At 71.4% G+C, this 24,145-nt stretch carries 20 protein-coding genes and 1 pseudogene; 5 read left to right on the top strand and 16 right to left on the bottom strand.

The window, feature by feature from the left end:
• From IE318_RS24940 to uvrC, 11 genes and pseudogenes are all read right to left on the bottom strand, one after another.
• A pseudogene (locus tag IE318_RS24940) lies at positions 1-234 on the bottom strand (glucose-6-phosphate isomerase); the annotation flags it as partial.
• A gap of 116 nt (positions 235-350) precedes the next feature.
• Positions 351-1,619: an MFS transporter gene (locus IE318_RS24935; protein ID WP_189903811.1), complete on the bottom strand. Its 1,269-nt coding sequence runs from the start codon at positions 1,617-1,619 to the stop codon at positions 351-353.
• 137 nt (positions 1,620-1,756) lie between these two features.
• Complete coding sequence (locus IE318_RS24930; RefSeq protein ID WP_004002138.1) at positions 1,757-2,044, bottom strand: RNA polymerase-binding protein RbpA; 288 nt, start codon at positions 2,042-2,044, stop codon at positions 1,757-1,759.
• 307 nt (positions 2,045-2,351) lie between these two features.
• Complete coding sequence (gene secG, locus IE318_RS24925) at positions 2,352-2,588, bottom strand: preprotein translocase subunit SecG (RefSeq protein WP_030181537.1); 237 nt, start codon at positions 2,586-2,588, stop codon at positions 2,352-2,354.
• Positions 2,589-2,695: 107 nt separating this feature from the next.
• The gene (gene tpiA, locus IE318_RS24920; protein ID WP_189903809.1) at positions 2,696-3,472 is read right to left on the bottom strand and encodes a triose-phosphate isomerase; all 777 of its coding nucleotides are present in this window, start codon (positions 3,470-3,472) and stop codon (positions 2,696-2,698) included.
• Positions 3,473-3,477: 5 nt separating this feature from the next.
• Entirely contained in the window at positions 3,478-4,689 is a 1,212-nt protein-coding gene (locus IE318_RS24915; RefSeq protein WP_030181535.1) for a phosphoglycerate kinase, read from the bottom strand.
• Positions 4,690-4,926: 237 nt separating this feature from the next.
• Complete coding sequence (gene gap, locus IE318_RS24910) at positions 4,927-5,934, bottom strand: type I glyceraldehyde-3-phosphate dehydrogenase (protein ID WP_030181533.1); 1,008 nt, start codon at positions 5,932-5,934, stop codon at positions 4,927-4,929.
• Positions 5,935-6,794: 860 nt separating this feature from the next.
• Positions 6,795-7,784, bottom strand: a complete 990-nt coding sequence (gene whiA / locus IE318_RS24905) for a DNA-binding protein WhiA (RefSeq protein WP_030181532.1) — start codon at positions 7,782-7,784, stop codon at positions 6,795-6,797.
• Complete coding sequence (locus IE318_RS24900) at positions 7,775-8,887, bottom strand: gluconeogenesis factor YvcK family protein (RefSeq protein WP_189903808.1); 1,113 nt, start codon at positions 8,885-8,887, stop codon at positions 7,775-7,777. Before IE318_RS24900 ends, whiA begins: the two co-directional genes overlap by 10 nt.
• Complete coding sequence (rapZ, locus tag IE318_RS24895; protein ID WP_189903806.1) at positions 8,884-9,912, bottom strand: RNase adapter RapZ; 1,029 nt, start codon at positions 9,910-9,912, stop codon at positions 8,884-8,886. The genes IE318_RS24900 and rapZ overlap by 4 nt, the downstream gene beginning before the upstream one ends.
• Positions 9,909-11,948 carry an excinuclease ABC subunit UvrC gene (gene uvrC, locus IE318_RS24890; RefSeq protein ID WP_030181527.1) on the bottom strand — a complete coding sequence of 680 codons (2,040 nt, stop codon included), beginning with the start codon at positions 11,946-11,948 and terminating at the stop codon, positions 9,909-9,911. Before uvrC ends, rapZ begins: the two co-directional genes overlap by 4 nt.
• Before the next feature lie 335 nt (positions 11,949-12,283).
• Here uvrC and IE318_RS24885 point away from each other — a divergent pair, with 335 nt between their 5' ends.
• A complete protein-coding gene (locus tag IE318_RS24885) occupies positions 12,284-13,240 on the top strand; it encodes a hypothetical protein (protein WP_189903804.1) in 957 nt (318 codons plus the stop codon).
• Between the two features lie 25 nt (positions 13,241-13,265).
• On the opposite strand, the gene IE318_RS24880 is transcribed toward IE318_RS24885, so the two are convergent.
• Positions 13,266-13,694: a Rieske (2Fe-2S) protein gene (locus tag IE318_RS24880; protein WP_030181522.1), complete on the bottom strand. Its 429-nt coding sequence runs from the start codon at positions 13,692-13,694 to the stop codon at positions 13,266-13,268.
• Between the two features lie 223 nt (positions 13,695-13,917).
• Here IE318_RS24880 and IE318_RS24875 point away from each other — a divergent pair, with 223 nt between their 5' ends.
• Positions 13,918-14,970, top strand: coding sequence for a LacI family DNA-binding transcriptional regulator (locus tag IE318_RS24875; RefSeq protein ID WP_189903802.1), 1,053 nt, complete (start codon positions 13,918-13,920; stop codon positions 14,968-14,970).
• A complete protein-coding gene (locus IE318_RS24870; RefSeq protein WP_189903800.1) occupies positions 14,967-15,878 on the top strand; it encodes a carbohydrate kinase family protein in 912 nt (303 codons plus the stop codon). Before IE318_RS24875 ends, IE318_RS24870 begins: the two co-directional genes overlap by 4 nt.
• Positions 15,879-15,990: 112 nt before the next feature.
• Here IE318_RS24870 and uvrA read toward each other — a convergent pair whose 3' ends face one another.
• Positions 15,991-19,029, bottom strand: a complete 3,039-nt coding sequence (gene uvrA / locus IE318_RS24865) for an excinuclease ABC subunit UvrA (protein ID WP_189903798.1) — start codon at positions 19,027-19,029, stop codon at positions 15,991-15,993.
• A gap of 234 nt (positions 19,030-19,263) precedes the next feature.
• Between uvrA and IE318_RS24860 the strand changes: the two genes are divergently transcribed.
• Positions 19,264-19,950: a maleylpyruvate isomerase family mycothiol-dependent enzyme gene (locus tag IE318_RS24860; RefSeq protein WP_189903796.1), complete on the top strand. Its 687-nt coding sequence runs from the start codon at positions 19,264-19,266 to the stop codon at positions 19,948-19,950.
• A gap of 107 nt (positions 19,951-20,057) precedes the next feature.
• Positions 20,058-20,714, top strand: a complete 657-nt coding sequence (locus IE318_RS24855) for an MBL fold metallo-hydrolase (protein ID WP_030181506.1) — start codon at positions 20,058-20,060, stop codon at positions 20,712-20,714.
• A 284-nt stretch (positions 20,715-20,998) separates the two neighbouring features.
• On the opposite strand, the gene aroQ is transcribed toward IE318_RS24855, so the two are convergent.
• The 3 genes from aroQ to IE318_RS24840 all read right to left on the bottom strand — a co-directional run bounded on the left by aroQ (position 20,999) and on the right by IE318_RS24840 (position 23,924).
• The gene (gene aroQ, locus IE318_RS24850) at positions 20,999-21,472 is read right to left on the bottom strand and encodes a type II 3-dehydroquinate dehydratase (protein WP_189903794.1); all 474 of its coding nucleotides are present in this window, start codon (positions 21,470-21,472) and stop codon (positions 20,999-21,001) included.
• A 267-nt stretch (positions 21,473-21,739) separates the two neighbouring features.
• Positions 21,740-22,840, bottom strand: a complete 1,101-nt coding sequence (locus IE318_RS24845; protein ID WP_189903792.1) for a calcium:cation antiporter — start codon at positions 22,838-22,840, stop codon at positions 21,740-21,742.
• Positions 22,841-22,919: 79 nt separating this feature from the next.
• A complete protein-coding gene (locus tag IE318_RS24840) occupies positions 22,920-23,924 on the bottom strand; it encodes a TerC family protein (RefSeq protein WP_189903789.1) in 1,005 nt (334 codons plus the stop codon).
• Positions 23,925-24,145 lie beyond the last annotated feature (221 nt).

Below are 24,145 nucleotides of genomic sequence, written 5' to 3'. Positions count from 1 at the left end.
GGACACGCCGGTGGCGGCGGCCAGCTCCCGCAGCAGCCGCAGGGTCTCGTCGGTGACCAGGTTCTTGGAGTAGTCGACGTAGAGATCGCCGACCTGGAGGGTGTATCCGGCGCCGCGCCCCGGATCCGCCGCGAACAGGTCCCGCAGCCCTGTTCCGGCGAGCTGCTCACGGTGCTTGGCCAGCGCGGCCCACTCGGGCCTCTGGTCGAGCCTGGTACGGCCGTCTGTGTTCATCTCGGGCTTCAGCCTTCTTTCCCAGCTGTCCTGCTGTGTCCTGCCCCGCTGCCGGTCCAACCTAGTTGATCGGCCGGTCGCCTGAGCCGGCGTCACGCCACCGGGTGCCGGGGCACCTACTGCTCCTGCGCAACCACTTCTACGTGCTGCTTGCGCGCGGGTATCAGCACGCTGACGGACAGGGCGAAGAACGCGGCCGTGAGCAGTGCCGGGGTGCCGGGCCCCCAGGCGGTGGCGACTGCGCCGCCGAGCAGCGCGCCGAGGGGCGCTCCGGCGACCGCCAGGGTCCGGAAGGCCGCGCTGACCCGGCCCAGCATGTCGGCGGGGCTGCGCTGCTGCATCAGCGTGGTGGTGTTGACGTTCCACACCATGCCCATCAGACCGAAGACGGCCAGCGCGGCCACCAGCGCGACCAGGCTGCGCACCGAACCCATGACGAGCAGGGCGGCGATCTGCACCGTGCCGGCCAGGAACACGGCCCGTATGCGGCCCTGGCCGTGTCTCGAGAGTCCCGCCACGATCCGGCCGCCCACCACTCCCCCGGCCAGGCTGCCGACCGCGTAGGCGGTCGTCGCCGCCGCGTATCCGCCGGGGCCGGTGTGCAGCCCGTCGGTCACCAGGACCACGAGCGTGGCGATCAGGGCGCCCATGCCGATGTTGCACAGGGCCGTGGCGGCGCACAGCGCCCTGAGCGCCCCGTCCCGTCCGAGGGCGCACAGGCCGTCGGCGATCTCGCGGCGCAGGGTGCTGCCCGCCGGTCTCGGCTTCGGCTCGGGCGCGCTCGTCCGCAGCGAGGCCACCAGCGCGGCGGCCACGAGGAAGGTGACGGCGTCGGCGGCGAAGGGCGCGAACGCCCCGGCGGCGAGCAGCAGCGGCACGGCCGGGCCGCCGACCAGCCCGCCCGCGACGCGCTGCCCCGTCATCAGCCGTGCGTTGGCGCTGCCGAGCGCCTCGCGGTCCACGAGGGCGGGCAGCAGGGCCGTGGCCGCGTTGTCGAAGAGCGTCTGGAGCGTGGTGAGCGCGAACGCCAGGGCGATCAGCAGGGCGATCGAGGCGTGTCCGAGGGCGACGGCCACCGCGAAGCCGCCGACCAGCAGGCCGCGTACCGCGTCCACCGTCCACATCGCGCGCCGCTGGTCCACACGGTCGGCGACGGCGCCGCCCAGCAGCCCGAAGACGATCCAGGGCAGATAGCCGCAGGCCGTGACCGAGGCGATGAGCAGGGGGTCATCGGTCAGCGAGGCGGCCAGCAGGGGCAGCGCGGCCGTACGCAGCGCGTCACCGAAGCTGGACAGCACGGCGGCACTCCACAGCCGCCCGAACGCCCCGCGCCATGCGGGGCCCGCCCCCGTCCCGGCTGCCCGCACCGCCCCGACCGTCGTCACGTCCTCGCCCCCCTCACGATTTCGCCTGATGCACAAACCGTAGAGGGCACCACTGACAATCGGTCCGCGGCGGCCTGCCGACCGGGGAACGAAGCAGGTCCGGCTCGTGCCCGCGGGCACCGGCCGGACGTCAACTCCTAGATCTCGCCGCGCAGTTTGGCGAGCGCCTCGGCGAGGATCGCCTCGCCGTCCGCGTCGCTGCGCCGCTCCCGTACGTACGCCAGATGCGTCTTGTACGGCTCGGTGCGCGGCGGGTCCGGCGGGTTGTCCCGGTCCTGACCGGCCGGGAAGCCGCAGCGCGGGCAGTCCCAGGTGTCGGGGACCTGCGCGTCGCTGGCGAAGCTGGGCTGCGTCTCGTGCCCGTTGGAGCACCAGAAGGAGATGCGCAGACGCGGCGCGGACTCGCCGCGCTCGGCCTCGCCCATCGGCCCCGCCCCGACCCGGCTTCCTCGGATCGCGTTGCCACTTGCCACGGTGTAACTCCCTGCGTGATGGTGCCGCGAAGCGAGTCGGCGTTCCGCTTCGCTGCGAGCGCCTCAGTCTACGTAAGGCCCAACGCGCGTCCAGTGATTGGAGTTACCGGCCCCCACCACAGACGCAAGCCCCATGATAGGCCGCGCTCCGGAGCGCGTACCGACCATGGGGCTTTACGTACGGAATGTGCGGTGTGCACCGGCCGACGGCGGGCCGGCGGGACCGCGTCAGCTGCTGGATCGCGTCAGCTGGATCGCGTCAGCTGCTGGACTTCATCAGGATGCCGAGGACCACGATGCACGCGAACCACAGCAGGCCGATCACCACGGTGATGCGGTCGAGGTTGCGCTCGGCGACCGAGGAGCCGCCGACGGAGGACTGCATACCGCCGCCGAACATGTCGGAGAGGCCGCCGCCCTTCCCCTTGTGCATCAGCACCAGCAGCAGCAGCAACAGGCTGAAGATGATCAGGGCGATCGAGAACCCCAGAACCACGGCTGGACCAACTTCCTCGGATTCGGATGGACGACGGGGGCACGGCACCTCGCCGGTGCCCCCGCCAGGGTACGACGTATCGCCGCTACCGCCTACTCACGTCCGGTTCACTGATCGCGGAAGCGGACGATCTTGACGAACTCGTCGGCGTCCAGCGAGGCGCCGCCGACCAGGGCGCCGTCGATGTCGGCCCGCGACATGATCTCCGCGACGTTCCCCGCCTTCACGGAGCCGCCGTACTGGATCCGGACCTTGTCGGCCAGCTCCTGCGAGTACAGCTCGGCGATCTTGCCGCGGATCGCCGCGCAGACCTCCTGGGCGTCGTCGGCGCCGCAGACCTTGCCGGTGCCGATGGCCCACACCGGCTCGTAGGCGATCACGACCGACTCGGCCTGCTCGGCCGGGAGGTCCTTCAGACCGCCCTCGACCTGGGCGAGGGTGTGGGAGACGTGGTTGCCCGCGTCGCGGACGTCCAGCTCCTCGCCGACGCACAGGATCGGGGTCAGGCCGTGCTTGTAGGCGGCCTTGACCTTGGCATTCACCAGCTCGTCGGTCTCGTTGTGGTACTGGCGGCGCTCGGAGTGGCCGATCACCACGTAGGTGCACTTCAGCTTGGCCAGCATCGGGCCGGAGATCTCGCCGGTGTAGGCGCCGGAGTCGTGCTGCGAGATGTCCTGGGCGCCGTACTTGATCTTGAGCTTGTCGCCGTCGACCAGGGTCTGCACGGAGCGCAGGTCGGTGAAGGGCGGCAGGACGGCGACCTCGACGGCCTCGTAGTCCTTGTCGGCCAGGGCGAAGGCGAGCTTCTGGACGTGGGCGATGGCCTCGAGGTGGTTGAGGTTCATCTTCCAGTTGCCCGCCATCAGCGGCGTGCGGGTGGTCATTGAGGTCAGTCCTCCAGTGCGGCGAGGCCGGGGAGCGTCTTGCCCTCGAGGTATTCGAGGGAGGCGCCGCCCCCGGTCGAGATGTGGCCGAATGCCGACTCGTCGAAGCCCAGCGTACGGACGGCGGCGGCGGAGTCGCCGCCGCCGACGACGGTGAAGCCCTTCGAGTCGACCAGGGCCTGGGCGACGGCCCGGGTGCCCTCGGCGAAGTCGGGGTGCTCGAACACGCCCATCGGCCCGTTCCAGAAGACGGTGGCGGCGTCGGCGAGCTTCGAGGCGTACAGGGTGCGGGTCTCGGGACCGATGTCCAGACCCTCCTGGTCGGCCGGGATGGCGTCCGCGGCGACGGCGGTCGGGTGGGCCGGGGCCTTGGTCTTCAGGTCCGGGAAGTCCGGCGAGACCAGCGCGTCCACCGGAAGCACCAGCTCGACACCAGTCTTCTCGGCGCGCTCGATGTACTCCTGGACGACCGGGACCTGGTCCTCCTGCAGGAGGGACTTGCCGACCTCGTACCCCTTGGCCTTGAGGAAGGTGTACGCCATGCCGCCGCCGATGAGCAGCCGGTCGGCCTTGCCGAGCAGCTGGTCGATGACGGCGAGCTTGTCGGAGACCTTGGCGCCGCCGAGGGCGACGACGTAGGGCCGCTTGACGTCCTCGGTGAGCTTCTTCAGGACGCCGACCTCGGTGGCGATGAGGTAGCCGGCGTAGTGCGGCAGGCGGGCCGGGAGGTCGTAGACGGAGGCGTGCTTGCGGTGCACCGCGCCGAAGCCGTCGCCGACGTAGACGTCCGCGAGGGCGGCCAGCCGGTCGGCGAACTCGCCGCGCTCGGCATCGTCCTTGGAGGTCTCGCCGGGGTTGAAGCGCAGGTTCTCGATGACCGCGACCTGACCGGGCTGCAGGCCGTCCACGGCGTCGTGCGCGGCGGGGCCGACGGTGTCCTGGGCGAACGCGACGGGCGCGCCGAGGAGTTCACCGAGCCGCTCGGCGGCGGGCAGCAGCGAGAAGGCGGGGTCCGGGGCACCCTTGGGGCGGCCGAGGTGAGAGGCCACGACCACCTTGGCGCCCGCCTCCGCGAGGGCCTTGACGGTGGGCAGCACGGCACGGATGCGGCCGTCGTCGGTGATGACACCGTCGGCCAGCGGCACGTTGAGGTCGGCGCGGACGAAGACCCGCTTTCCGTTCACGCCTTCGGAGAGAAGTTCGTCGATCGTCTTCATGGATGGGACTCCTGAGGAGGGGCTCTTGATCGTACGAGGGCTGGTCGATCCGCACGTCGGCCGGGGTCGTGGACCGGCACGGTACCGGCGCCGGCCGGGTCCGCTGGCGGTGCGTCCGGCCCGCCGTGTGCGTGTCCCGCCGTACGTGACGTCGCGCCGTACGTGCGTCAGGGCCCGGACCGCGCGACGCTGCGCTGCCCGAGCCCTGGACTCACATCGAGGTGCCTGCTGGGTCGATCAGAGCTGGTTGCCGACGAAGACCGTCAGGTCGACGAGGCGGTTGGAGTAGCCCCACTCGTTGTCGTACCAGCCGATGACCTTCACGTTCTTGCCCTCCTGGACCATGGTCAGGGAGGAGTCGAAGGTGCAGGACGCCGGGGCGTTGACGATGTCGGAGGAGACGATCGGGTCCTCGGTGTACTCGAGGATGCCCTTCAGCTCGCCCTCGGCGGCCTTCTGGAAGGCGGCGTTGACCTCTTCCTTGGTGACCTCACGGGAGAGCTCGACGACGAGGTCGGTGACCGAGCCGGTGGGGACCGGGACGCGCATGGCCATGCCGTCCAGCTTGCCCTTGAGCTGGGGCAGCACCAGGGCGGTGGCCTTGGCGGCACCGGTGGTGGTCGGGATGATGTTCTCCGCGGCGGCGCGGGCGCGGCGCAGGTCCTTGTGCGGGAAGTCCAGGATGCGCTGGTCGTTGGTGTACGCGTGCACCGTCGTCATCAGGCCCTTGACGATGCCGAAGTTCTCGTCGAGGACCTTCGCCATCGGCGCCACACAGTTGGTGGTGCAGGAGGCGTTGGAGATGACGTTGTGGTTCGCGGCGTCGTACGTGTCCTGGTTGACGCCCATCACGATGGTGACGTCCTCGTTCTTCGCCGGGGCGGAGATGATGACCTTCTTGGCACCGCCGGCGATGTGCTTCTCGGCGTCTTCCTTCTTGGTGAAGATGCCGGTGGACTCGATGACGATGTCCACGCCCAGCTCGCCCCAGGGGATCTCGGCCGGGTTGCGCTCGGAAAGGACCTTGATGGTCTTGCCGTCGACGGTGATGGTGTCCTCGGTGTGCGAGACCTCCTGCTTGAGGCGGCCGAGGATGGTGTCGTACTTCAGCAGGTGAGCGGTGGTCGCGGTGTCACCCAGGTCGTTGACAGCCACGATCTCGATGTCTGCACCCTGCTCCAGCAGCGCGCGGAAGTAGTTACGACCGATGCGGCCAAAGCCGTTGATGCCTACGCGGATCGTCACGAACCGATCTCCTCGTTGGTACGCCGGTTTCGACTCCGGCGAGCTGTATTGGGATGTCCCCGACCACCCCCGACCCTACCCCTCCGAGGCCCCCGAAGTGACATTCGGACGCTCCCGGAAAGGCACGGCGATCCATACCCGTCAGTAGAGACACGGGCCGCTCGCACGAGCGTCCGGATCACTCCATTTCGCTACGGATGTCGCTGCCGGGTTGACCGCATTGGTCACTCTTTCGTGAGCACCCCGGCTCACTTGTGAAGTGCCGTGCGCAGACCGCTCCACGGGGCCTGAAGAGGGTGCGCGGAAGGGACCGTCGGGGGGCGCCGGCGCGCCCCGCCGATCGACGACGGCGGCGGGGAGAGGGGGCTGTGACGGGTGACTGATGGCGGGTGGCGGTGGCGGGTACCGGAGGCGGGTGGCGGTGGCGGGTGACGGAGCGGCAGTTGATGCCGACCGGACGACGAACCCTCGTCGCCCCAGACCCACTTGAAGGAGAAGTAGCTGTCTGCAAGGGGAGTTGCGGTCGAGCCCGACGCAACTCTGCCCGACGGCGGGCCACCACCCACCACGACCCCGTCCACGCACCATCGTGGGCGGCGGACGGCGGCCGTTCGTTCTCGTCTCGACGACCGCCGACGGCCTCGTGAGTGGTCGGCTCCGACGGTTCGGGGCAGCCGCGACCGCACGACCGGCTGTTCCCGTGGACGGCCGACGGCGACCATCCCAGCTCACCGCGACCGCCGCGACAGCCCCCGGCACGCCCGCCGACAGCGACCACACCAGCCCACCTCAACGACCACGGACAGCTCCGTGGTCGGTAGGTGGTAGGCGTTCGTGGTCGCCCCGGCCCTGTGCGCGGGTCAGCCCGCGAGGTTGTCAGCCAGTTCCTCGGTGAGGTTAGCCTCGGTGCCCGGGATGCCCAGGTCGGCGGCGCGCTTGTCGGCCATGGCCAGCAGCCGGCGGATGCGGCCGGCGACGGCGTCCTTGGTCAGCGGCGGGTCGGCGAGCGCGCCCAGTTCCTCCAGGGAGGCCTGCTTGTGCTCCATGCGCAGCCGGCCCGCGGCCGCGAGGTGCTCGGGCACGTCGTCGGCGAGGATCTCCAGGGCCCGGGCCACCCGCGCACCGGCGGCGACCGCGGCGCGGGCCGAGCGGCGCAGGTTGGCGTCGTCGAAGTTGGCCAGCCGGTTCGCCGTGGCACGGACCTCGCGGCGCATCCGCCGCTCCTCCCAGGCCAGCACCGACTCGTGAGCGCCGAGACGCGTCAACAGCGCGCCGATGGCATCACCGTCACGGACGACGACCCGGTCCACTCCGCGCACCTCACGGGCCTTCGCGGCGATGGACAGCCGCCGGGCGGCGCCGACCAGGGCGAGCGCGGCCTCCGGTCCCGGGCAGGTCACCTCCAGCGACGAGGAACGACCCGGCTCGGTGAGCGATCCGTGCGCCAGGAAGGCTCCGCGCCAGGCGGCCTCGGCGTCGCAGGTGGCCCCCGAGACCACCTGCGGGGGCAGGCCGCGGATCGGGCGGCCCCGCCCGTCGACGAGACCCGTCTGGCGGGCCAGCTGGTCGCCGCCCGCGACGACGCGAACGACGTAGCGCGAGCCGCGGCGCAGCCCGCCCGGTGCCATCACGATCAGCTCGGAGCTGTGTCCGAAGATCTCCAGGATGTCCCGCTTCAGCCGCCGCGCCGCCATGGCGGTGTCCAGTTCCGCCTCGATCACGATGCGCCCGCTGACCAGGTGGAGGCCGCCGGCGAACCGCAGAATGGCGGATACCTCCGCCTTCCTGCAGCAGGTCCGGGTGACGGGGAGCCGGGAGATCTCGTCCTTCACCGCTGCCGTCATCGCCATGGGCCGATCCTTCCATGCATCCGAAAAATACGGTCGTACGCGGCGGCCAGCAGCTCCGGGTCATGCCGCGGAGTTCCGTCCCTCCGGGCCACCGGCGCCAGCTCGACCGCGGCGCCGAACCGCTTGGCGGCCTCGGTGAGCACTTCGCGGTCGGGCACGGCGGCCTCGTCGGCCAGCACCACGTCCAGGGCGAGTTTAGGGGCGTGTCGTCCCAAAACCTCCAAATGACGCTGCGGTGAGAAGCCCTCGGTTTCTCCGGGCTGCGGGGCGAGGTTCAGCGAGAGCACGCGGCGCGCTTTCGTCTCGGTGAGCGCGTCCAAGAGCTCGGGCACCAGCAGGTGCGGGATGACCGAGGAGAACCAGGAGCCGGGGCCGAGCACCACCCAGTCCGCGTCCAGCACCGCCGCCACGGCCTCCGGAACGGCGGGCGGGTCGTTCGGCACGAGGTGCACGGACTGCACCTCGCCGGGCGTGAGCGCCACCGTGGCCTGGCCGCGGACGGTGTCCACGTCGTCGGGCCGCTCCGGGTCGTGCCCCTTGACCAGGGCCTGCAGCTCCAGCGGTACGGCGGACATGGGCAGCACGCGCCCGTGCGCGCCCAGCAGCTTGCCGACCAGGTCCAGGGCCTGGACGTGGTCGCCGAGCTGCTCCCACAGGGCGACGATCAGCAGATTGCCGACGGCGTGGTCGTGCAGATCGCCCTGGGAGGTGAAGCGGTGCTGGATCACGCGGGCCCAGGTCTGGCCCCAGTCGTCGTCGCCGCACAGCGCGGCCAGCGCCTTGCGCAGGTCGCCGGGCGGCAGCACGCCCAGCTCGTCGCGCAGGCGCCCGCTGGAGCCGCCGTCGTCGGCGACGGTGACGACGGCGGTCAGGTCGCCGGTGATCCGGCGCAGTGCGGCGAGCGAGGCGGACAGGCCCATGCCGCCGCCGAGAGCGACCACCTTGGGCTGGGCACCGCGACGGCGCGGCCGGGCGCCCCGGCCCTCGGGGCGAGGCGCCCGCCCTTCGGTCGGCTGGCGGCCCGAGGCGGCGGACAGCCGGCCCGCGCGTCCCTCGGGCACCACCCGGCGCAGTCTGCTCAGCCGCGTAGTACGTCCGGTCACTCGCGCCCCATGTCCCGGTGGACGACGACGGTCTCCACGCCCTCGGCCGCGAGCCGTGCGGCGAGCTTCTCCGACATGGCCACGGAGCGGTGCTTGCCGCCCGTGCAGCCGATGGCGATGGTCACGTAGCGCTTGCCCTCGCGGCGGTAGCCGGCCGAGATCAGCCGTAGCAGCTCGGCGTAGCGGTCCAGGAACTCCTTGGCGCCGGGCTGGTTGAAGACGTACCCGGCGACCTCCTCGTTGAGACCGGTGTACGGGCGCAGCTCCGGCACCCAGTGCGGGTTGGGCAGGAACCGCATGTCCGCGACCAGGTCGGCGTCGACGGGCAGGCCGTACTTGAAGCCGAAGGACATCACCGTGGCCCGCAGCTCGGGCTCCTCCTCGCCGGCGAACTGGGCGTCCATCTTGGCGCGCAGCTCGTGCACATTGAGGCTGGAGGTGTCGATCACCAGGTCGGCGTCGCCGCGCAGCTCGCGCAGCAGCTCCCGCTCGGCGGCGATGCCGTCGACGATGCGGCCGTCGCCCTGGAGGGGGTGCGGCCGGCGCACCGACTCGAAGCGGCGCACCAGGGCGTCGTCGGAGGACTCGAGGAAGACGATCCGGCGGGTGACCTGCCGGGCCTCCAGGTCCGCCAGGGACTCGCGCAGGTTGTCGAAGAAGCGGCGGCCACGGACGTCCACGACGACCGCGATGCGCGCCACGTTGCCCTGCGAGCGGGCGCCGAGCTCCACCATGGTGGGGATCAGCGCGGGCGGCAGGTTGTCGACGACGAACCAGCCGAGGTCCTCCAGGCACTTGGCGGCCGTGGACCGGCCGGCGCCGGACATGCCGGAGATGATCACCAGTTCGGGGATGGCCGCGTCGGGGACGCCGGCCGTGTCGATGCCCGTACTCACCTGTGCTCCGTCTTCCCGGACCGCGGGCTGCCGCTGGTCCTCGCGTGGTTCCTGGCGGGCCTGATCCCGCGGCTGGGTGGGGTGAGCCTGTTCTCGCCGCTGTGCGGGCTGCTCGTCGTGCTCGGTCATGTCTCCTGGCCCCGTCGTTCGTTCCGTGCGCCCGCGGAAACGGGCTCCCCTGCGGCACCGGCCGTCGCTCCGGGTGCCGACTCTTCCACGTCTTCCATGATCTCTCCGGTCGCCGTGTTCACGGCGGGTGCGGCCGGGGCCGCCTGGGCGAGGGCCACGGCGATCGTCTCGGCCGTCTTGCGGCCTATGCCGGGGACCTCGCAGATCTGGTCGACGGTTGCGGACCGCAGCTTCTTCAGCGAGCCGAAATGCTTGATGAGCGCCCGCTTGCGGGTCTCGCCGAGGCCCGGCACCTCGTCCAGGGGGCCCGCGCGGAACCGCTTGGCCCGCTTGGTGCGCTGGTAGGTGATGGCGAAGCGGTGGGCCTCGTCGCGGACGCGCTGCAGCAGGTACAGCCCCTCGCTGGTGCGGGGCAGGACCACCGGGTCGTCGTCGCCGGGCAGCCACACCTCCTCCAGGCGCTTGGCCAGGCCGCACACGGCGATGTCGTCGATGCCGAGCTCGTCCAGGGCCCGCCGGGCCGCGGCGACCTGGGGCTGCCCGCCGTCGACGACGACGAGCTGCGGCGGGTAGGCGAACTTCCTGGGGCGGCCTTCCTCATCCTTGAGGTCGTCGTCCACCCACTCGCCGGTCTTCTCCTTGTCGGCCAGATAGCGCTTGAAGCGCCGGGTGATCACCTCGTGCATGGAGCGGACGTCGTCCTGCCCCTGAAAGCCCCTGATCTGGAAGCGCCGGTACTCACCCTTGCGCTGCAGCCCGTCCTCGAAGACGACCATGGAGGCCACCACGTCCTCGCCCTGGAGGTGGGAGATGTCGTAGCACTCGATCCGCAGGGGGGCGCTGTCCAGGTCGAGGGCCTCGGCGATCTCCTCCAGGGCGCGCGAGCGGGTGGTCAGGTCGGAGGCGCGCCTGGTCTTGTGCAGGACGAGCGCCTGCTGGGCGTTGCGCTGCACGGTCTCCATGAGGGCCTTCTTGTCGCCGCGCTGCGGGATGCGCAGGGACACGCCCGAGCCGCGACGGTCGGTGAGCCACTGCTGGACCGGCTCGACCGGGTCGGGCAGGGCGGGGACGAGGACCTCCTTGGGTACGGCGTCGCCGCTCTCCTCGCCGTACAGCTGCTGCAGCGCGTGCTCGACCAGGGCCCCGGTGGTGACCTCCTCCACCTTGTCGGTGACCCAGCCGCGCTGACCGCGCACCCGTCCGCCGCGCACGTGGAAGATCTGCACGGCGGCCTCCAGCTCGTCCTCGGCGACCGCGACGAGGTCGGCGTCGGTGGCGTCGGCGAGCACGACCGCGTTCTTCTCCATGGCCTTCTTCAGGGCCTCGATGTCGTCACGCAGGCGGGCGGCCCGCTCGTACTCCATCTCCTCGGCCGCCTGCGTCATCTGCTGCTCCAGGCGGCGCAGGTAGGTCCCTGTGCGGCCGGCCATGAAGTCGCTGAACTCCTCGGCCAGCTCCCGGTGGTCCTCGGCGGAGATCCGGCCGACGCAGGGGGCGGAGCACTTGCCGATGTAGCCGAGCAGACAGGGGCGGCCGGTGCGGGCGGCGTTCTTGAAGACGCCGGCCGAGCAGGTGCGCACGGGGAAGACGCGCAGCAGCAGGTCGACGGTGTCGCGGATGGCCCACGCGTGCGCGTACGGCCCGAAATAGCGCACGCCCTTCTTCTTGTGGCCGCGCATGACCTGGACGCGCGGGAACTCCTCGTTCATCGTCACCGCGAGGTACGGGTAGCTCTTGTCGTCGCGGTACTTGACGTTGAACCGGGGGTCGTACTCCTTGATCCAGGAGTACTCCAGCTGCAGGGCCTCGACCTCCGTGGACACCACGGTCCACTCCACGGACGCGGCCGTGGTGACCATGGTGCGGGTGCGCGGGTGGAGGTTCGCCAGGTCCTGGAAGTAGTTGGCCAGGCGCTGGCGCAGGCTCTTCGCCTTTCCGACGTAGATCACCCGACGGTGCTCGTCCCGGAATCGGTAGACCCCGGGAGAGTCCGGGATGTCTCCCGGCCTGGGGCGGTAGCTGGAGGGGTCGGCCATGTCTCACACCCTACTGGCGAGGAGTGACAGCGCGGCGAGCCTGTGGACAACGCGCTCGGCACCGGTCTCGCCGGGAGCACGCCGCCCCTCGGCGCGGGGCGCGGACGCCGCTCGGCGGGGGCGCGCACTCCCCGCCGCTAGGAGCGCGGGCTCACGGCCGCGAGGGGTACGGACTCGGCCAGGAGTACGCCGCCGTCCGGCCTCAGGTGTTGTCGGGACTTGGTCAACACGCTTCAATGCGGGGGAAGTCGGGGCCGTGGGGGTGGTCCCTGCGACTCGCGTGAACGGTCTGACCAGCCGTTGTGCACCCCGCACCTTCACAGAAAGGCCCGTGCATGCCGCACGCCACCCAGCAGACGGACGTCGCCACCGCGGAACTGGACACGGCCCTGCGGGGCGGCCCCTTCCATGTGGCGCTGCGCGCCGCGATCGCCGCCCGCGGGCTGCCGCTGCAGCGCGTGCAGCACCATCTGTCGCGCTACGGGGTCCGGGTCGGCGTCACCAGCCTGAGCTACTGGCAGCAGGGCGCCCGGCGCCCGCAGCGCCCGGAGTCGCTGCGGGCCGTACGGGCCCTGGAGGAGATCCTGCGGCTGCCCGACGAGTCCCTGATCCGGCTGCTGGCCGAGAACGGCGGGGACCGGGAGCACCCGGCCGCCGGACGGCCCGCCTCCCGCTCCTACCGCTCCTTCGTCGAGGCCTCCGGTGTGCTGCGCCGGCTGCTGGCGGATCTCGACGCCCCGCCCGACGGCGGACTGCAGACCCTCGGGCACCACGAGCGCGTGCGCATAGGGGCGCGCCGCGAACTGGCCGGGCGCGAGTCGCAGCACATCGTGCGCGCGCTGCGGGACGGTGTGGACCGGTTCGTCGCCGTCCACCACGGTGATCCCGGCTGTGTGCCGGAGCGGATGACGGTGCAGGCGCTGGAGAACTGCCGCACCGGGCGGGTGCGCCGCCACCACGACACGGGGGTGCTGGTGGCCGAGCTGCTCTTCGACACCCGGCTGCGGGCCGGCGACACGTATCTCTTCCGGTACGGCGTCGAGGACGGCACGGCCGGGGTGTCGCGCGAGTACGTCCGGGGCTTCGACTCGGCGGGCGGGCAGTACGCCCTCCAGGTGCGGTTCGACGCCGGCGCTCCCCCGATGCGCTGCCACCGGTTCACCCAGCACTCGGCGGCGGCCCCGCGCAGCGACCGGCAGGAGCTGCCGGTGAGCGAGCGGCACCGTTCGGTCCACCTGGTGGAGCCGCGGGTCCGGTCCGGGATCGTGGGGATCGGCTGGGACTGGGAGTAGTCGGCCCCTGCGGGGGGTGAGCCGGTCAGGCGCCGGGGCCCGCGACGATCTTGCCGCCCTTCGCGCGCACCGGGAGTTCGGCCAGCGGCTCGGTGGCCGGGGACTGCACCACCTTGCCGGTCGTGGCGTCGAAGCGGCTGCCGTGGCAGGGGCAGATCAGGGTCGTGTCCTGGAGCTTGTTGATCGGGCATCCCGCGTGCGTGCAGACCGTGCTGAACGCCTTCAGCGCGCCGCTCGCGTCCCGGCTGACGACCACGTTGTGGTCCCGGTACAGCTTGGCGCCGCCCTTGGGGACCTCGCTCTCGGCGCCGAGGTCGACCGGGGCCGTCGGGGTGGCGGGAGCCGAGGCGTCGCCGCCCTCGGGCCCGCAGGCGGCGAGCCCGAGCCCGGCGACCGGGGTGAGGGCGGCTCCTCGGAGGATCGTACGGCGGCGCGCGGACGGACGGCCGGGCATGGGGAACTCCACTGGTCGCAGGGTTGTGCACGCCGACGATACCCAGCGCGCCGAGGGGTCCGGGAGCGGGGTCCGCAAGACGTAAACGCTTGCGCAAGCGTTTACGTCCGGCGCGGAATGGGATACGGTCCCGGCCACGAGACCGCACGGCGGCACAGAACGAGCGGCCGCGCGGCGGTGGTTCGAGGCGAGGGCCGCACGGCGGTTCGGGGAGGGGAACGCGATGCCGACCATGGCCGATGTGGCGCGCAGCGCCGGAGTCTCCGTGGCGACCGTCTCACATGTGCTGAACGGCACCCGTCCGGTGCTGCCGCACACCCGTCAGGCGGTGCTGGACGCCGTGGAGGAACTCGGATACACGCCCAACGGCCTCGCCCGTTCCCTGGTCACCTCCCGGACCCGGTCCATCGGACTCGCGGTGTCCGCCATCAGCAACCCGTACTTCACGGAGATCCTCCAGGGAGTCGAGTCCAGCGCCCTGGAGCACGGCTACAGCCTGCTCATCGCCGACCCGCACGACGACCCCGCGCATGAACGCAAGGTGGTGCAGCTCCTGCACGAGCGCCGGGTGGACGGCGTGATCGTCGCACCGTCGGCGCAGCCGCGGGAGCTCGTCGCCTACCTGACGCGTCACGCCGTACCGGCCGTGTTCCTGGACCGGCTGGTGCACGCCGCCGCGGACGACGGAGAGCGGGAGGCGCCCGGCTTCGACCAGGTCTGCGCCGAGAACGCCGAACCGACGGCCGCACTCGTCACCCACCTCGCCTCCCTCGGGCACCGCCGGATCGGCCTGGTCGCGGGCCTGCCCGGCCTGAGCACGACCAGCGAACGGATCAACGGGTACCGCCACGGCCTGGCCGCCGCCGGTCTCCCCCACGACGAACGGCTCGTGGTACACGGCGACTCCTCGGCGGACGGCGCGGAGCGCGCCACGGCGTCCCTGCTGTCCCTCGCCGTGCCGCCCACCGCCCTCGTGACCGCCAACAACGCGATGACCATCGGCGCCCTGCGCGCGCTGCGCGAGCGCGACCTGTCCGTGCCCGGGGACATGGCGCTGTGCTGCTTCGACGACTTCGACTGGGCCGACCTGTTCTCCCCGCGGCTGACCGCCGTCGCCCAGCCCGGCAGAGAGCTCGGCGCCCGGGCCGTACGGGTGCTGCTGGACCGTCTGGCCGCACCGGACCGGCCCGCCCGCACGCTGCGCCTGCCCTGCACCTTCGTCCACCGCACCTCCTGCGGCTGCCCCGCTCGGCCCGAGAAAGGAACGGACACGTGATCGTCGTCGCCGGTGAGGCCCTGATCGACCTGGTACCGCGGGGCGCGGGCGCCCTCGCGGACCTCAAGCCGGCGCTCGGCGGCGGCCCGTACAACACGGCCGTCGCCCTCGGCCGCCTCGGCTCCCCCACGGCCTTCTGCTCCCGCACGTCGCACGACGCCTTCGGCCAGGCCCTGCTCGACGGGCTGCGCCGGGCGGGGGTGGACGTCTCCGGTGTGCAGCGCGGCGGCGAGCCGACCACGCTGGCGGTCGCGACGGTCGGCACCGACGGCTCCGCCGCCTACTCCTTCTACGTCGACGGGACCGCCGACCGGCTGTTCAGCACGCCCGCCGCGCTGCCGGCCGGGACCCGCGCGGTGTCCTTCGGCACCTGCTCGCTGGTGCTGGAGCCGGGTGCGAGCGCCTACGAGGAGCTGATGCGGAGCGCGGCCGCCCAGGGCGTGTTCACCGCGCTCGACCCGAACATCCGGGCCGGGCTGATCCCGGACGCGGACGCCTACCGGGCCCGCTTCCGCGGCTGGCTGCCCTCGGTCTCCCTGCTGAAGCTCTCCGAGGAGGACGCGCGGTGGCTGGGCGGCACTCCGCGCGAGTGGCTGGCCGCCGGGCCCTCGGCCGTGGTGATCACTCACGGGGGCGACGGACTCACCGCGTACACCCGGGACGGTGCGGAGCACTCCGTGCCGGGCGAGAAGGTCGACGTCGTCGACACGATCGGCGCGGGCGACACCGTCAACGCGGCCCTGCTGCACGGCCTGGCCGCTCGGGACGCCCTGTCCCCGGAGGGCTTGGCGGGCCTCGGCGCCGAGGGCTGGACCCGGCTGCTGCGGTTCGCGGCGCGGGCGGCCGCGGTCACCTGCTCCCGCGCGGGCGCGGAACCGCCGTACGCCTCCGAGGTGGGCGAACCCTAGCGGCATACGGCTGGGCGCCCCGCGGGATTGGTCTCCCGCGGGGCGCCCAGCTCTTCGCCCTCTTCGCCGCAGTTGTTCGCGCGCCCGTACGCGCTCGTGCGCGCGCGTCCGATCAGGCCTTGCGGATCCGCGCGGTCTTCTGTGCGGGCACCGTCTTCTTCACGGCCGCGGCCTTCTTGGTCGCCGTGCCGTCGGCGGCCTTGGCCGTGCTCGTCCTGGCCGTACGCGTCCGCGGGGTCGTGGAGGCCGCCGCCACCGCCTTGCCGGCGGCCTTGCGCGGTGCCTTCACCGGCTCGGCGTCGCTGATCCGGTCGGCGCCCAGGACCTCCCGGAGGAACTTGCCGGTGTGGCTGGCCGGCACGCCGGCGACCTCCTCGGGGGTGCCCTCGGCGACGACCAGACCGCCGCCGGCGCCGCCCTCCGGGCCCATGTCCACGACCCAGTCGGCGGTCTTGATCACATCGAGGTTGTGCTCGATGACGATGACCGTGTTGCCCTTGTCGACCAGGCCGGAGAGGACCTTCAGCAGCTTGCTGATGTCCTCGAAGTGCAGACCGGTGGTCGGCTCGTCCAGGACGTAGACCGTGCGCCCGGTGGAGCGCTTCTGCAGCTCGCTGGCGAGCTTCACGCGCTGCGCTTCGCCGCCCGACAGGGTGGTCGCGGACTGGCCGAGCCGGACGTAGCCGAGGCCGACGTCCTTCAGGGTCCTCAGGTGCCGGGAGATGGCGGGGACGGCCTCGAAGAAGTCGGTCGCCTCCTCGATGGGCATGTTCAGCACGTCGGCGATGGACTTGCCCTTGTAGTGGACCTCCAGCGTCTCCCGGTTGTAGCGGGCGCCGTGGCAGACCTCGCAGGGGACGTAGACGTCCGGCAGGAAGTTCATCTCGATCTTGATGGTGCCGTCGCCCGCGCAGTTCTCGCAGCGGCCGCCCTTGACGTTGAAGGAGAAGCGGCCGGGCTGGTAGCCGCGGACCTTCGCCTCGGTGGTCTCGGCGAACAGCTTGCGGATGTGGTCGAAGACGCCGGTGTACGTGGCCGGGTTGGACCGGGGGGTGCGGCCGATGGGCGACTGGTCGACGTGCACCACCTTGTCGACGAGGTCGTCGCCGTCCACGCGCGTGTGCCGCCCGGGCACGTTGCGCGCGCCGTTCAGCTCGCGGGCCAGGTGCGTGTAAAGGATGTCGTTGACCAGGGTCGACTTGCCGGAACCGGAGACGCCGGTGACGGCCGTGAAGAGCCCCAGCGGGAAGGACACGTCGATGTCCTGGAGGTTGTTCTCCCGGGCGCCGTGCACGGTGAGCCGGCGGGACGCGTCGCGCGGGCGCCGGATGTCGGGCACCGGGATCGACTTCTTGCCGGCCAGGTACTGCCCGGTCTGCGACTCGGCGTTGGCCAGCAGTTCCTTCAGGGAGCCGCTGTGCACGACCTTGCCGCCGTGCTCGCCGGCGCCGGGGCCGATGTCGACGACCCAGTCGGCGACCTTGATGGTGTCCTCGTCGTGCTCGACGACGATGAGGGTGTTGCCCATGTCGCGCAGCCGGACCAGGGTCTCGATCAGCCGGTGGTTGTCGCGCTGGTGCAGGCCGATGGACGGCTCGTCCAGCACGTACAGGACGCCGACCAGGCCGGAGCCGATCTGGGTGGCCAGGCGGATGCGCTGGGCCTCGCCGCCGGAGAGCGTGCCGGCCGCGCGGTTCAGCGAGAGGTAGTCCAGGCCGACGTCGACCAGGAACCGCAGCCGCTCGTTGACCTCCTTGAGCACGCGCTCGGCGATCTTCTTGTCGCGGGCGTCGAGCTTCAGCTCGCGCAGGAAGTCCGCGCAGTCGCTGATCGACATCGCGGAGATCTCGGCGATCGACTTGCCCATGAGCGTGACCGCGAGAACGACCGGCTTGAGGCGGGTGCCCTCACAGGTCGGGCAGGGCACCTCGCGCATGTAGCCCTCGAAGCGCTCGCGGCTGGCGTCGCTCTCGGCCTCGCTGTGCCGGCGCTTGACGAAGGGCACGGCGCCCTCGAAGGGCGTGGTGTACACGCGCTCGCGCCCGTACCGGTTGCGGTAGCGGACCTCGATCTGTGTCTTGTGGCCGTACAGCAGGGCCTTCTTGGCCCGCTGCGGCAGGCCCGCGAAGGGGATGTCCGTGCGGAAGCCGAGGGCGTCGGCGAGGGCGCCGACCAGGCGGCCGAAGTAGTCCTTGGTGTGCCCGTGCGACCAGGGGTGGATGGCGCCCTCGTCGAGGGTCTTGTCCTCGTCGGGGACGATCAGCTCCGGGTCGACCTCCATGCGCGTGCCGATGCCCGTGCACTCGGGGCAGGCGCCGAAGGGCGAGTTGAAGGAGAAGGAGCGGGGCTCCAGCTCCTCGAAGGACAGGTCGTCGTAGGGGCAGTAGAGGTGCTCCGAGTACATGCGCTCGCGCTCGGGGTCGTCCTCGGGGAGGTCGACGAAGTCGAGCACGACCATGCCGCCGGACAGTCCGAGGGCGGTCTCCACCGAGTCGGTCAGGCGGCGCTTGGCGCCGTCCTTCACCGTAAGGCGGTCGACGACCACCTCGATGGTGTGCTTCTCCTGCTTCTTCAGCGTGGGCGGGCTGGAGAGCTGGACGGTCTCGCCGTCCACGCGCGCGCGGGAGTAGCCCTTGGCCTGGAGGTCGGCGAAGAGGTCGACGAACTCGCCCTTGCGCTCGCGCACCAGCGGCGACAGGACCTGGAAGCGGCTCCCCTCCGGCAGCTCCAGCACCTTGTCGACGATGGCCTGCGGCGACTGACGCGAGATGGGGCGGCCGCACTCGGGGCAGTGCGGCTTGCCGATGCGCGCGAAGAGCAGACGGAGGTAGTCGTAGACCTCGGTGATCGTGCCGACCGTCGAGCGCGGGTTGCGCGAGGTCGACTTCTGGTCGATGGAGACCGCCGGGGAGAGGCCCTCGATGAAGTCGACGTCGGGCTTGTCCATCTGGCCGAGGAACTGCCGGGCGTACGAGGAGAGCGACTCCACGTAGCGGCGCTGACCTTCGGCGAAGATCGTGTCGAAGGCCAGGGAGGACTTGCCCGACCCGGACAGGCCCGTGAAGACGATGAGCGCGTCCCGAGGCAGGTCGAGCGAGACGTTCTTGAGGTTGTGCTCGCGCGCGCCACGGACGATGAGACGGTCGGCCACGCCGGTCCGCACCTTTCTTGAGAGAAGTGACAGGGGCGGGGCCCCCGTGCTTCTTCAGACTAGGGGGAGCCACTGACAACGCCGGGTGTGATTCCCGGATCCGCCTGGATAGTCAACAAACCCCGGCTCTCCAGCATGCCCGACGCCACGGTCGACCTTATAGCACGCGCATTCGATTTACGGCCTCGGTTCGCCGCCTTCACCCGAACGTGTGGCGCGGCTAGGGTCAGGCCCATGATTGATCACGCTCGTGACCTGGCGTCTGTACAGGCCGCCACCGATCGACTGCTCGACGCGGTCGCCAAACTGGACAACGCGGCTGTGACGGACGAGTCACGGCTGCCCGGCTGGACCTGCGGCCACGTCCTCGCCCACCTGGCCCGCAACGCGGACGCGCTCGTGAACGTCCTGGAGGGCCGTCCCATGTACGCCTCCGCCGAGGCCCGGGACGCGGACATCGAGCGGGACGCCCCGCGCTCCCTGGAGGCCCAGGTCTCCGACGTGCGCACGAGCGCGGCCCGGTTCCAGGAGGTCGGGTCGGTGCCGGCGGACTGGTCGCGCACCGTGGAGCTGCGCAACGGAGTCACCGACTCCGCCTCCCGGGTGCCGTTCCGGCGCTGGGCGGAGGTGGAGCTGCACCATGTGGACCTCGGCATCGGCTACGAGCTGGAGGACGTTCCGGCCGAGTTCGTGGAACGGGAGATCGACTTCCTCGCGCAGCGGTTCTCGGGCCACCCGGATGTGCCGCCGACCCGGCTGACGGACGGCACGCACACGTGGAGCACGGGCCGGGAGGCGGCCGAGCCGGCGGTCATCGTCACCGGGGCCCCGGCCGACCTGCTGGGCTGGCTCGCCGGACGACGCGACGGCTCCGCGCTCACGGTGGCGGGCGGCGCGCTTCCGGCGCTTCCCCCGCTGTAGCGCCGACACCCGCGGCGGCGGCACGGCCCCTGGGTGCGGCGTGTGGCGGCCCCGGGGGCCTTCGCCCGGGACGGCCCCCGGCGCCCTCCCGCTATAGGCTGACGGCCATGACGTACAGCGGAGAGGTGACGGTCGGCGGCCCGGCGGACGTGCACGAGCTGAAGGACCTGATGATCACCAAGATCGCGGTCGGCCCGATGGACAACAACGCCTACCTGCTGCGTTGCCGGGCGACGGACGAGCAGCTGCTGATCGACGCGGCCAACGACGCGCACACGCTGCTCGGCATGATCGGTGACGACGGCATCGCGTCCGTCGTCACCACCCACCGGCACGGCGACCACTGGCAGGCGCTGGCCGAGGTGGTGGCGGCCACCGGCGCGCGTACGTACGCGGGCCGGGAGGACGCCGAGGGCATCCCGGTGGCGACCGAGGTCCTGGTCGACGACGGCGACACCATCCGGGTGGGGCAGGTGGAGCTCACCGCACGCCACCTCGTGGGACACACGCCCGGTTCGATCGCGCTGGTCTACGACGACCCGCACGGGCACCCGCACGTGTTCACGGGCGACTGCCTGTTCCCCGGGGGCGTGGGCAACACCTTCAAGGACCCGAAGGCGTTCGCCCGCCTGATCCACGACGTCGAGACGAAGATCTTCGACACCCTCCCGGACGAGACCTGGGTCTACCCCGGACACGGCAACGACACCACGCTGGGCGCGGAGCGCCCGCATCTGCCGGAGTGGCACGCGCGCGGGTGGTGAGCCGGCGCGGGGGCCTCGCGCACCCCGTGTGAAGCGGGCGCACGCGCAGGCCGTACGCGTGCGCTCCCCCCGCCGTCCGTCCCGCAGTCAACTGGTGGCAGCCCCGCGCAGGATGACGGCTCCCGGGGCGGCACGGGCCGCCGGTCCTCATTCCCGCCCTCGACCGGCGGCCCGGCCCGACGCCGGAGCGCGGCCCCTCCGACATGTCCACGTGTCGGTCCGCCCCGCGACGCCTACGCCCGGTCCGCCCCGCGACGCCTATGCCTCGGTCTGGCCCGCGACGCTTATGCCTCGGCCTGGCCCGCGCCGGCCAGCGTCGCCACCCGCTCCACCGCGAACGCGTATCCCTGCACCCCGCAGCCGGCGATGACGCCGTCGGCGCGCAGCGAGACGTAGGAGTGGTGCCGGAACGACTCACGCTGGTGGATGTTGGAGATGTGCACCTCCACCACCGGCAGCCCGTCGCAGGTGTTGAGGGCGTCCAGGACGGCGACGGAGGTGTGGGAGTAGGCGGCCGGGTTGATGACGATGCCGCAGTGGTTCAGCCGGGCCTCGTGGATCCAGTCGACGAGTTCGCCCTCGTGGTTGGACTGGCGGAAGTCCACCGTGCCGCCGTGCGCGGCTGCCGCCTTCACGCACATGGCCTCGACGTCCGCGAGCGTGTCGGAACCGTAGATCTCCGGCTGCCGTTGCCCGAGCAGGTTCAGGTTGGGGCCGTTGAGGATCATGATCGGGGCGTTGGCCAGGGTGCGGGGCACGGTTCCTCCGGGTCCGTTCGGGTACGGCCGTGCGTCGACGACCGCTGCTCGGGACCCGGTCTATCACGGCATGCCGGCCTCGCCGCCAGGGGTGGGCGGCCGGGTCTAGGCGGTGTCTCGTCGATCAGGGCGGATCAGGGAGCGGCGGCTGGTACCGTACATCGCAAGGCGGAGGAGGGAGTCGATGCGGAGCATCGGCGACCGACGACAACGCCGCGAGGTGCGGTGCCAGGCGCCGCGAACCCGGCATGATCGACGAGACACCCCCTAGGGGTTGATCGCCAGTTCCAGGTATGCCGCGAAGATCACCAGATGGACTCCGCCCTGGAGCGGGGTGGCCCGGCCCGGGACCACGGTCAGCGAGGCGACCACCACCGTGAGCAGGAGCAGCAGCATGTGGGTGGACCCGAGGCCGAGGACGAGCGGCCCCGGGAGCCACACCGAGGCCAGCGCGACGGCCGGGATGGTCAGGCCGATGCTGGCCATCGCGGAGCCGAGGGCGAGGTTGAGACTGGTCTGCACCCGGTCGCGCCGGGCGGAGCGCAGCGCGGCGATGGTCTCAGGCAGCAGCACCAGCAGGGCGATGATCACGCCGACGACGGCGTGGTGCAGCCCGGCCGCGGCCACCGCGGACTCGATGGTCGGCGAGACGCCCTTGGCCAGTCCGACCACGCCGACGAGGGCGAGGCCCAGCAGTGAGAGGCTCGTCCAGGCCTTGCGGGCGGTGGGCCGCTCCGCGTGGCTCTGGCTGTTGATCACCTCGCCGTGCCGGGTGATGGGCAGGAAATAGTCACGGTGGCGCACGGTCTGGGTGGCCACGAACAGGCCGTAGAGGATCAGTGAGGACAGCGCGGCGAAGGTGAGCTGGATCCCGGAGAACTGCGGTCCCGGCTTGCTGGTGGTGAACGTCGGCAGGACCAGGCTGAGGGTGGCCAGGGTCGCCACGGTGGCGAGTGCGGCGCCGGTGCCCTCGGCGTTGAAGACGGCGATGCGGTGGCGGAGCGAGGCGACGAGAAGGCTCAGCCCGACGACGCCGTTGCAGGTGATCATCACGGCCGCGAACACCGTGTCCCGGGCCAGGGTCGCGCTCTTGCTGCCGCCGTCCACCATGAGGGTGACGATGAGGGCGACCTCGATGACGGTCACGGCGATGGCGAGGACGAGGGAGCCGAAGGGTTCGCCCACGCGGTGGGCGACCACTTCGGCGTGGTGCACGGCGGCCAGCACCGAGCCGGCGAGGACCACGGTGACCAGCACGACGACCGCGGCGGGCAGGCTGCGTCCCCAGGTGAGGATCAGCAGGACGACCGCGAGCGCCGGCACGACGGTCGTCCAGGCCGTGGTGAGCGCCCTGAGCCGCGTGATCATGCTGCGATCGTCGCACCGGCCCGCCGGCTTCGCATTCCGGTGCTCGGCCGCGGTGCGCCGTCGGGCCGGTGCGTGCTGCTCAGGCATCGACGCTGTCCTTCTGGGCACCGTCGGCCTGCTGTTCGCGCACCTCCTCCTCCGCGGCCTGCTTCCTGGAGGCCATGAGGCTGGTGATCGTGGTGACGGCCAGGACGGCGCAGATCACACCGAGGGAGACGGGGATGCTGATCTCCGGGACGTGGACGCCGGACTCGTGCAGTGCGTGCAGCACCAGCTTGACGCCGATGAAGCCGAGGATGACGGACAGGCCGTACGACAGGTGCACCAGCTTCTTCAGCAGGCCGCCGATCAGGAAGTACAGCTGCCTGAGGCCCATCAGGGCGAAGGCGTTGGCGGTGAAGACGATGTACGGGTCCTGGGTCAGGCCGAAGATCGCGGGGATCGAGTCGAGGGCGAAGAGCACGTCGGTGGTGCCGATGGCGAGCATCACGACCAGCATCGGCGTCATCACGCGCTTGCCGTTCTGCCGGAGCCACAGCTTGGTGCCGTGGTAGCGGTCGGCCACGCCGAAGCGGCGCTCGGCCGCCTTGAGCAGTTTGTTCTCCTCGAACTCCTCGTCCTCCTCGTCGGACCGGGCCTCCTGGATGAGCTTCCAGGCGGTCCAGATCAGGAACGCGCCGAAGAGGAAGAACACCCACGAGAAGCTGGCGAGGATCGCGGCGCCGGCGGCGATGAAGGCGGCCCGCAGCACGAGGGCTATGAGGACGCCGACCAGCAGCACCCGCTGCTGGTACTGCGAGGGTACGGCGAACTTCGCCATGATCAGGACGAAGACGAAGAGGTTGTCGACGCTCAGCGACTTCTCGGTGATGAAGCCCGCGAAGAACTCTCCGGCCGGCTGCCCGCCGCCGAAGACGAGCAGGCCGAGCCCGAAGAGGCAGGCCAGGGCGATCCAGACGACGGTCCAGATCCCGGCTTCCTTGATCGACACGTCGTGTGGCTTGCGGCCGATGAAGAAGTCGACCGCGATCAGGGCGGCCAGGCCGAGGATGGTCAGGACCCACAGGGTCACGGAAACTTCCACTGCGCCTCCGGCGAGTACGTCACGGCAAATGAGTCAGCGTCGTCGCTGCCGGAGGTCTCTTCCACCCGGGACGGGCCGACGCCCCGGGATCTGGTCCGATCCGTATTGACGGGTACGCCGCAGCAGACAGGGAGTACTCCCCTCCGTGCCGAAAACAATACCCGAATCACCAAGGAAAGGTAAAGAGTAAGGTAAAGAAAAGACCAACCTACCTGGTCAGC

The sequence above is a fragment of the Streptomyces spiralis genome (assembly GCF_014654675.1).
Lineage (GTDB): Bacteria > Actinomycetota > Actinomycetes > Streptomycetales > Streptomycetaceae > Streptomyces > Streptomyces spiralis.
This window is presented reverse-complemented; position numbering and strand designations above follow the sequence as displayed.

What these genes read in the sequence shown, in the direction of transcription:
- IE318_RS24930 (WP_004002138.1), bottom strand. Translation starts at nt 2,044, where the DNA reads ATGGGCGAGGCCGAGCGCGGCGAGTCCGCGCCGCGTCTGCGCATCTCC.
- tpiA (WP_189903809.1), bottom strand. Translation starts at nt 3,472, where the DNA reads ATGACCACCCGCACGCCGCTGATGGCGGGCAACTGGAAGATGAACCTC.
- IE318_RS24915 (WP_030181535.1), bottom strand. Translation starts at nt 4,689, where the DNA reads ATGAAGACGATCGACGAACTTCTCTCCGAAGGCGTGAACGGAAAGCGG.
- whiA (WP_030181532.1), bottom strand. Translation starts at nt 7,784, where the DNA reads ATGGCGATGACGGCAGCGGTGAAGGACGAGATCTCCCGGCTCCCCGTC.
- rapZ (WP_189903806.1), bottom strand. Translation starts at nt 9,912, where the DNA reads ATGACCGAGCACGACGAGCAGCCCGCACAGCGGCGAGAACAGGCTCAC.
- uvrC (WP_030181527.1), bottom strand. Translation starts at nt 11,948, where the DNA reads ATGGCCGACCCCTCCAGCTACCGCCCCAGGCCGGGAGACATCCCGGAC.
- IE318_RS24885 (WP_189903804.1), top strand. Translation starts at nt 12,284, where the DNA reads ATGCCGCACGCCACCCAGCAGACGGACGTCGCCACCGCGGAACTGGAC.
- IE318_RS24880 (WP_030181522.1), bottom strand. Translation starts at nt 13,694, where the DNA reads ATGCCCGGCCGTCCGTCCGCGCGCCGCCGTACGATCCTCCGAGGAGCC.
- IE318_RS24875 (WP_189903802.1), top strand. Translation starts at nt 13,918, where the DNA reads ATGCCGACCATGGCCGATGTGGCGCGCAGCGCCGGAGTCTCCGTGGCG.
- IE318_RS24860 (WP_189903796.1), top strand. Translation starts at nt 19,264, where the DNA reads ATGATTGATCACGCTCGTGACCTGGCGTCTGTACAGGCCGCCACCGAT.
- IE318_RS24855 (WP_030181506.1), top strand. Translation starts at nt 20,058, where the DNA reads ATGACGTACAGCGGAGAGGTGACGGTCGGCGGCCCGGCGGACGTGCAC.
- IE318_RS24845 (WP_189903792.1), bottom strand. Translation starts at nt 22,840, where the DNA reads ATGATCACGCGGCTCAGGGCGCTCACCACGGCCTGGACGACCGTCGTG.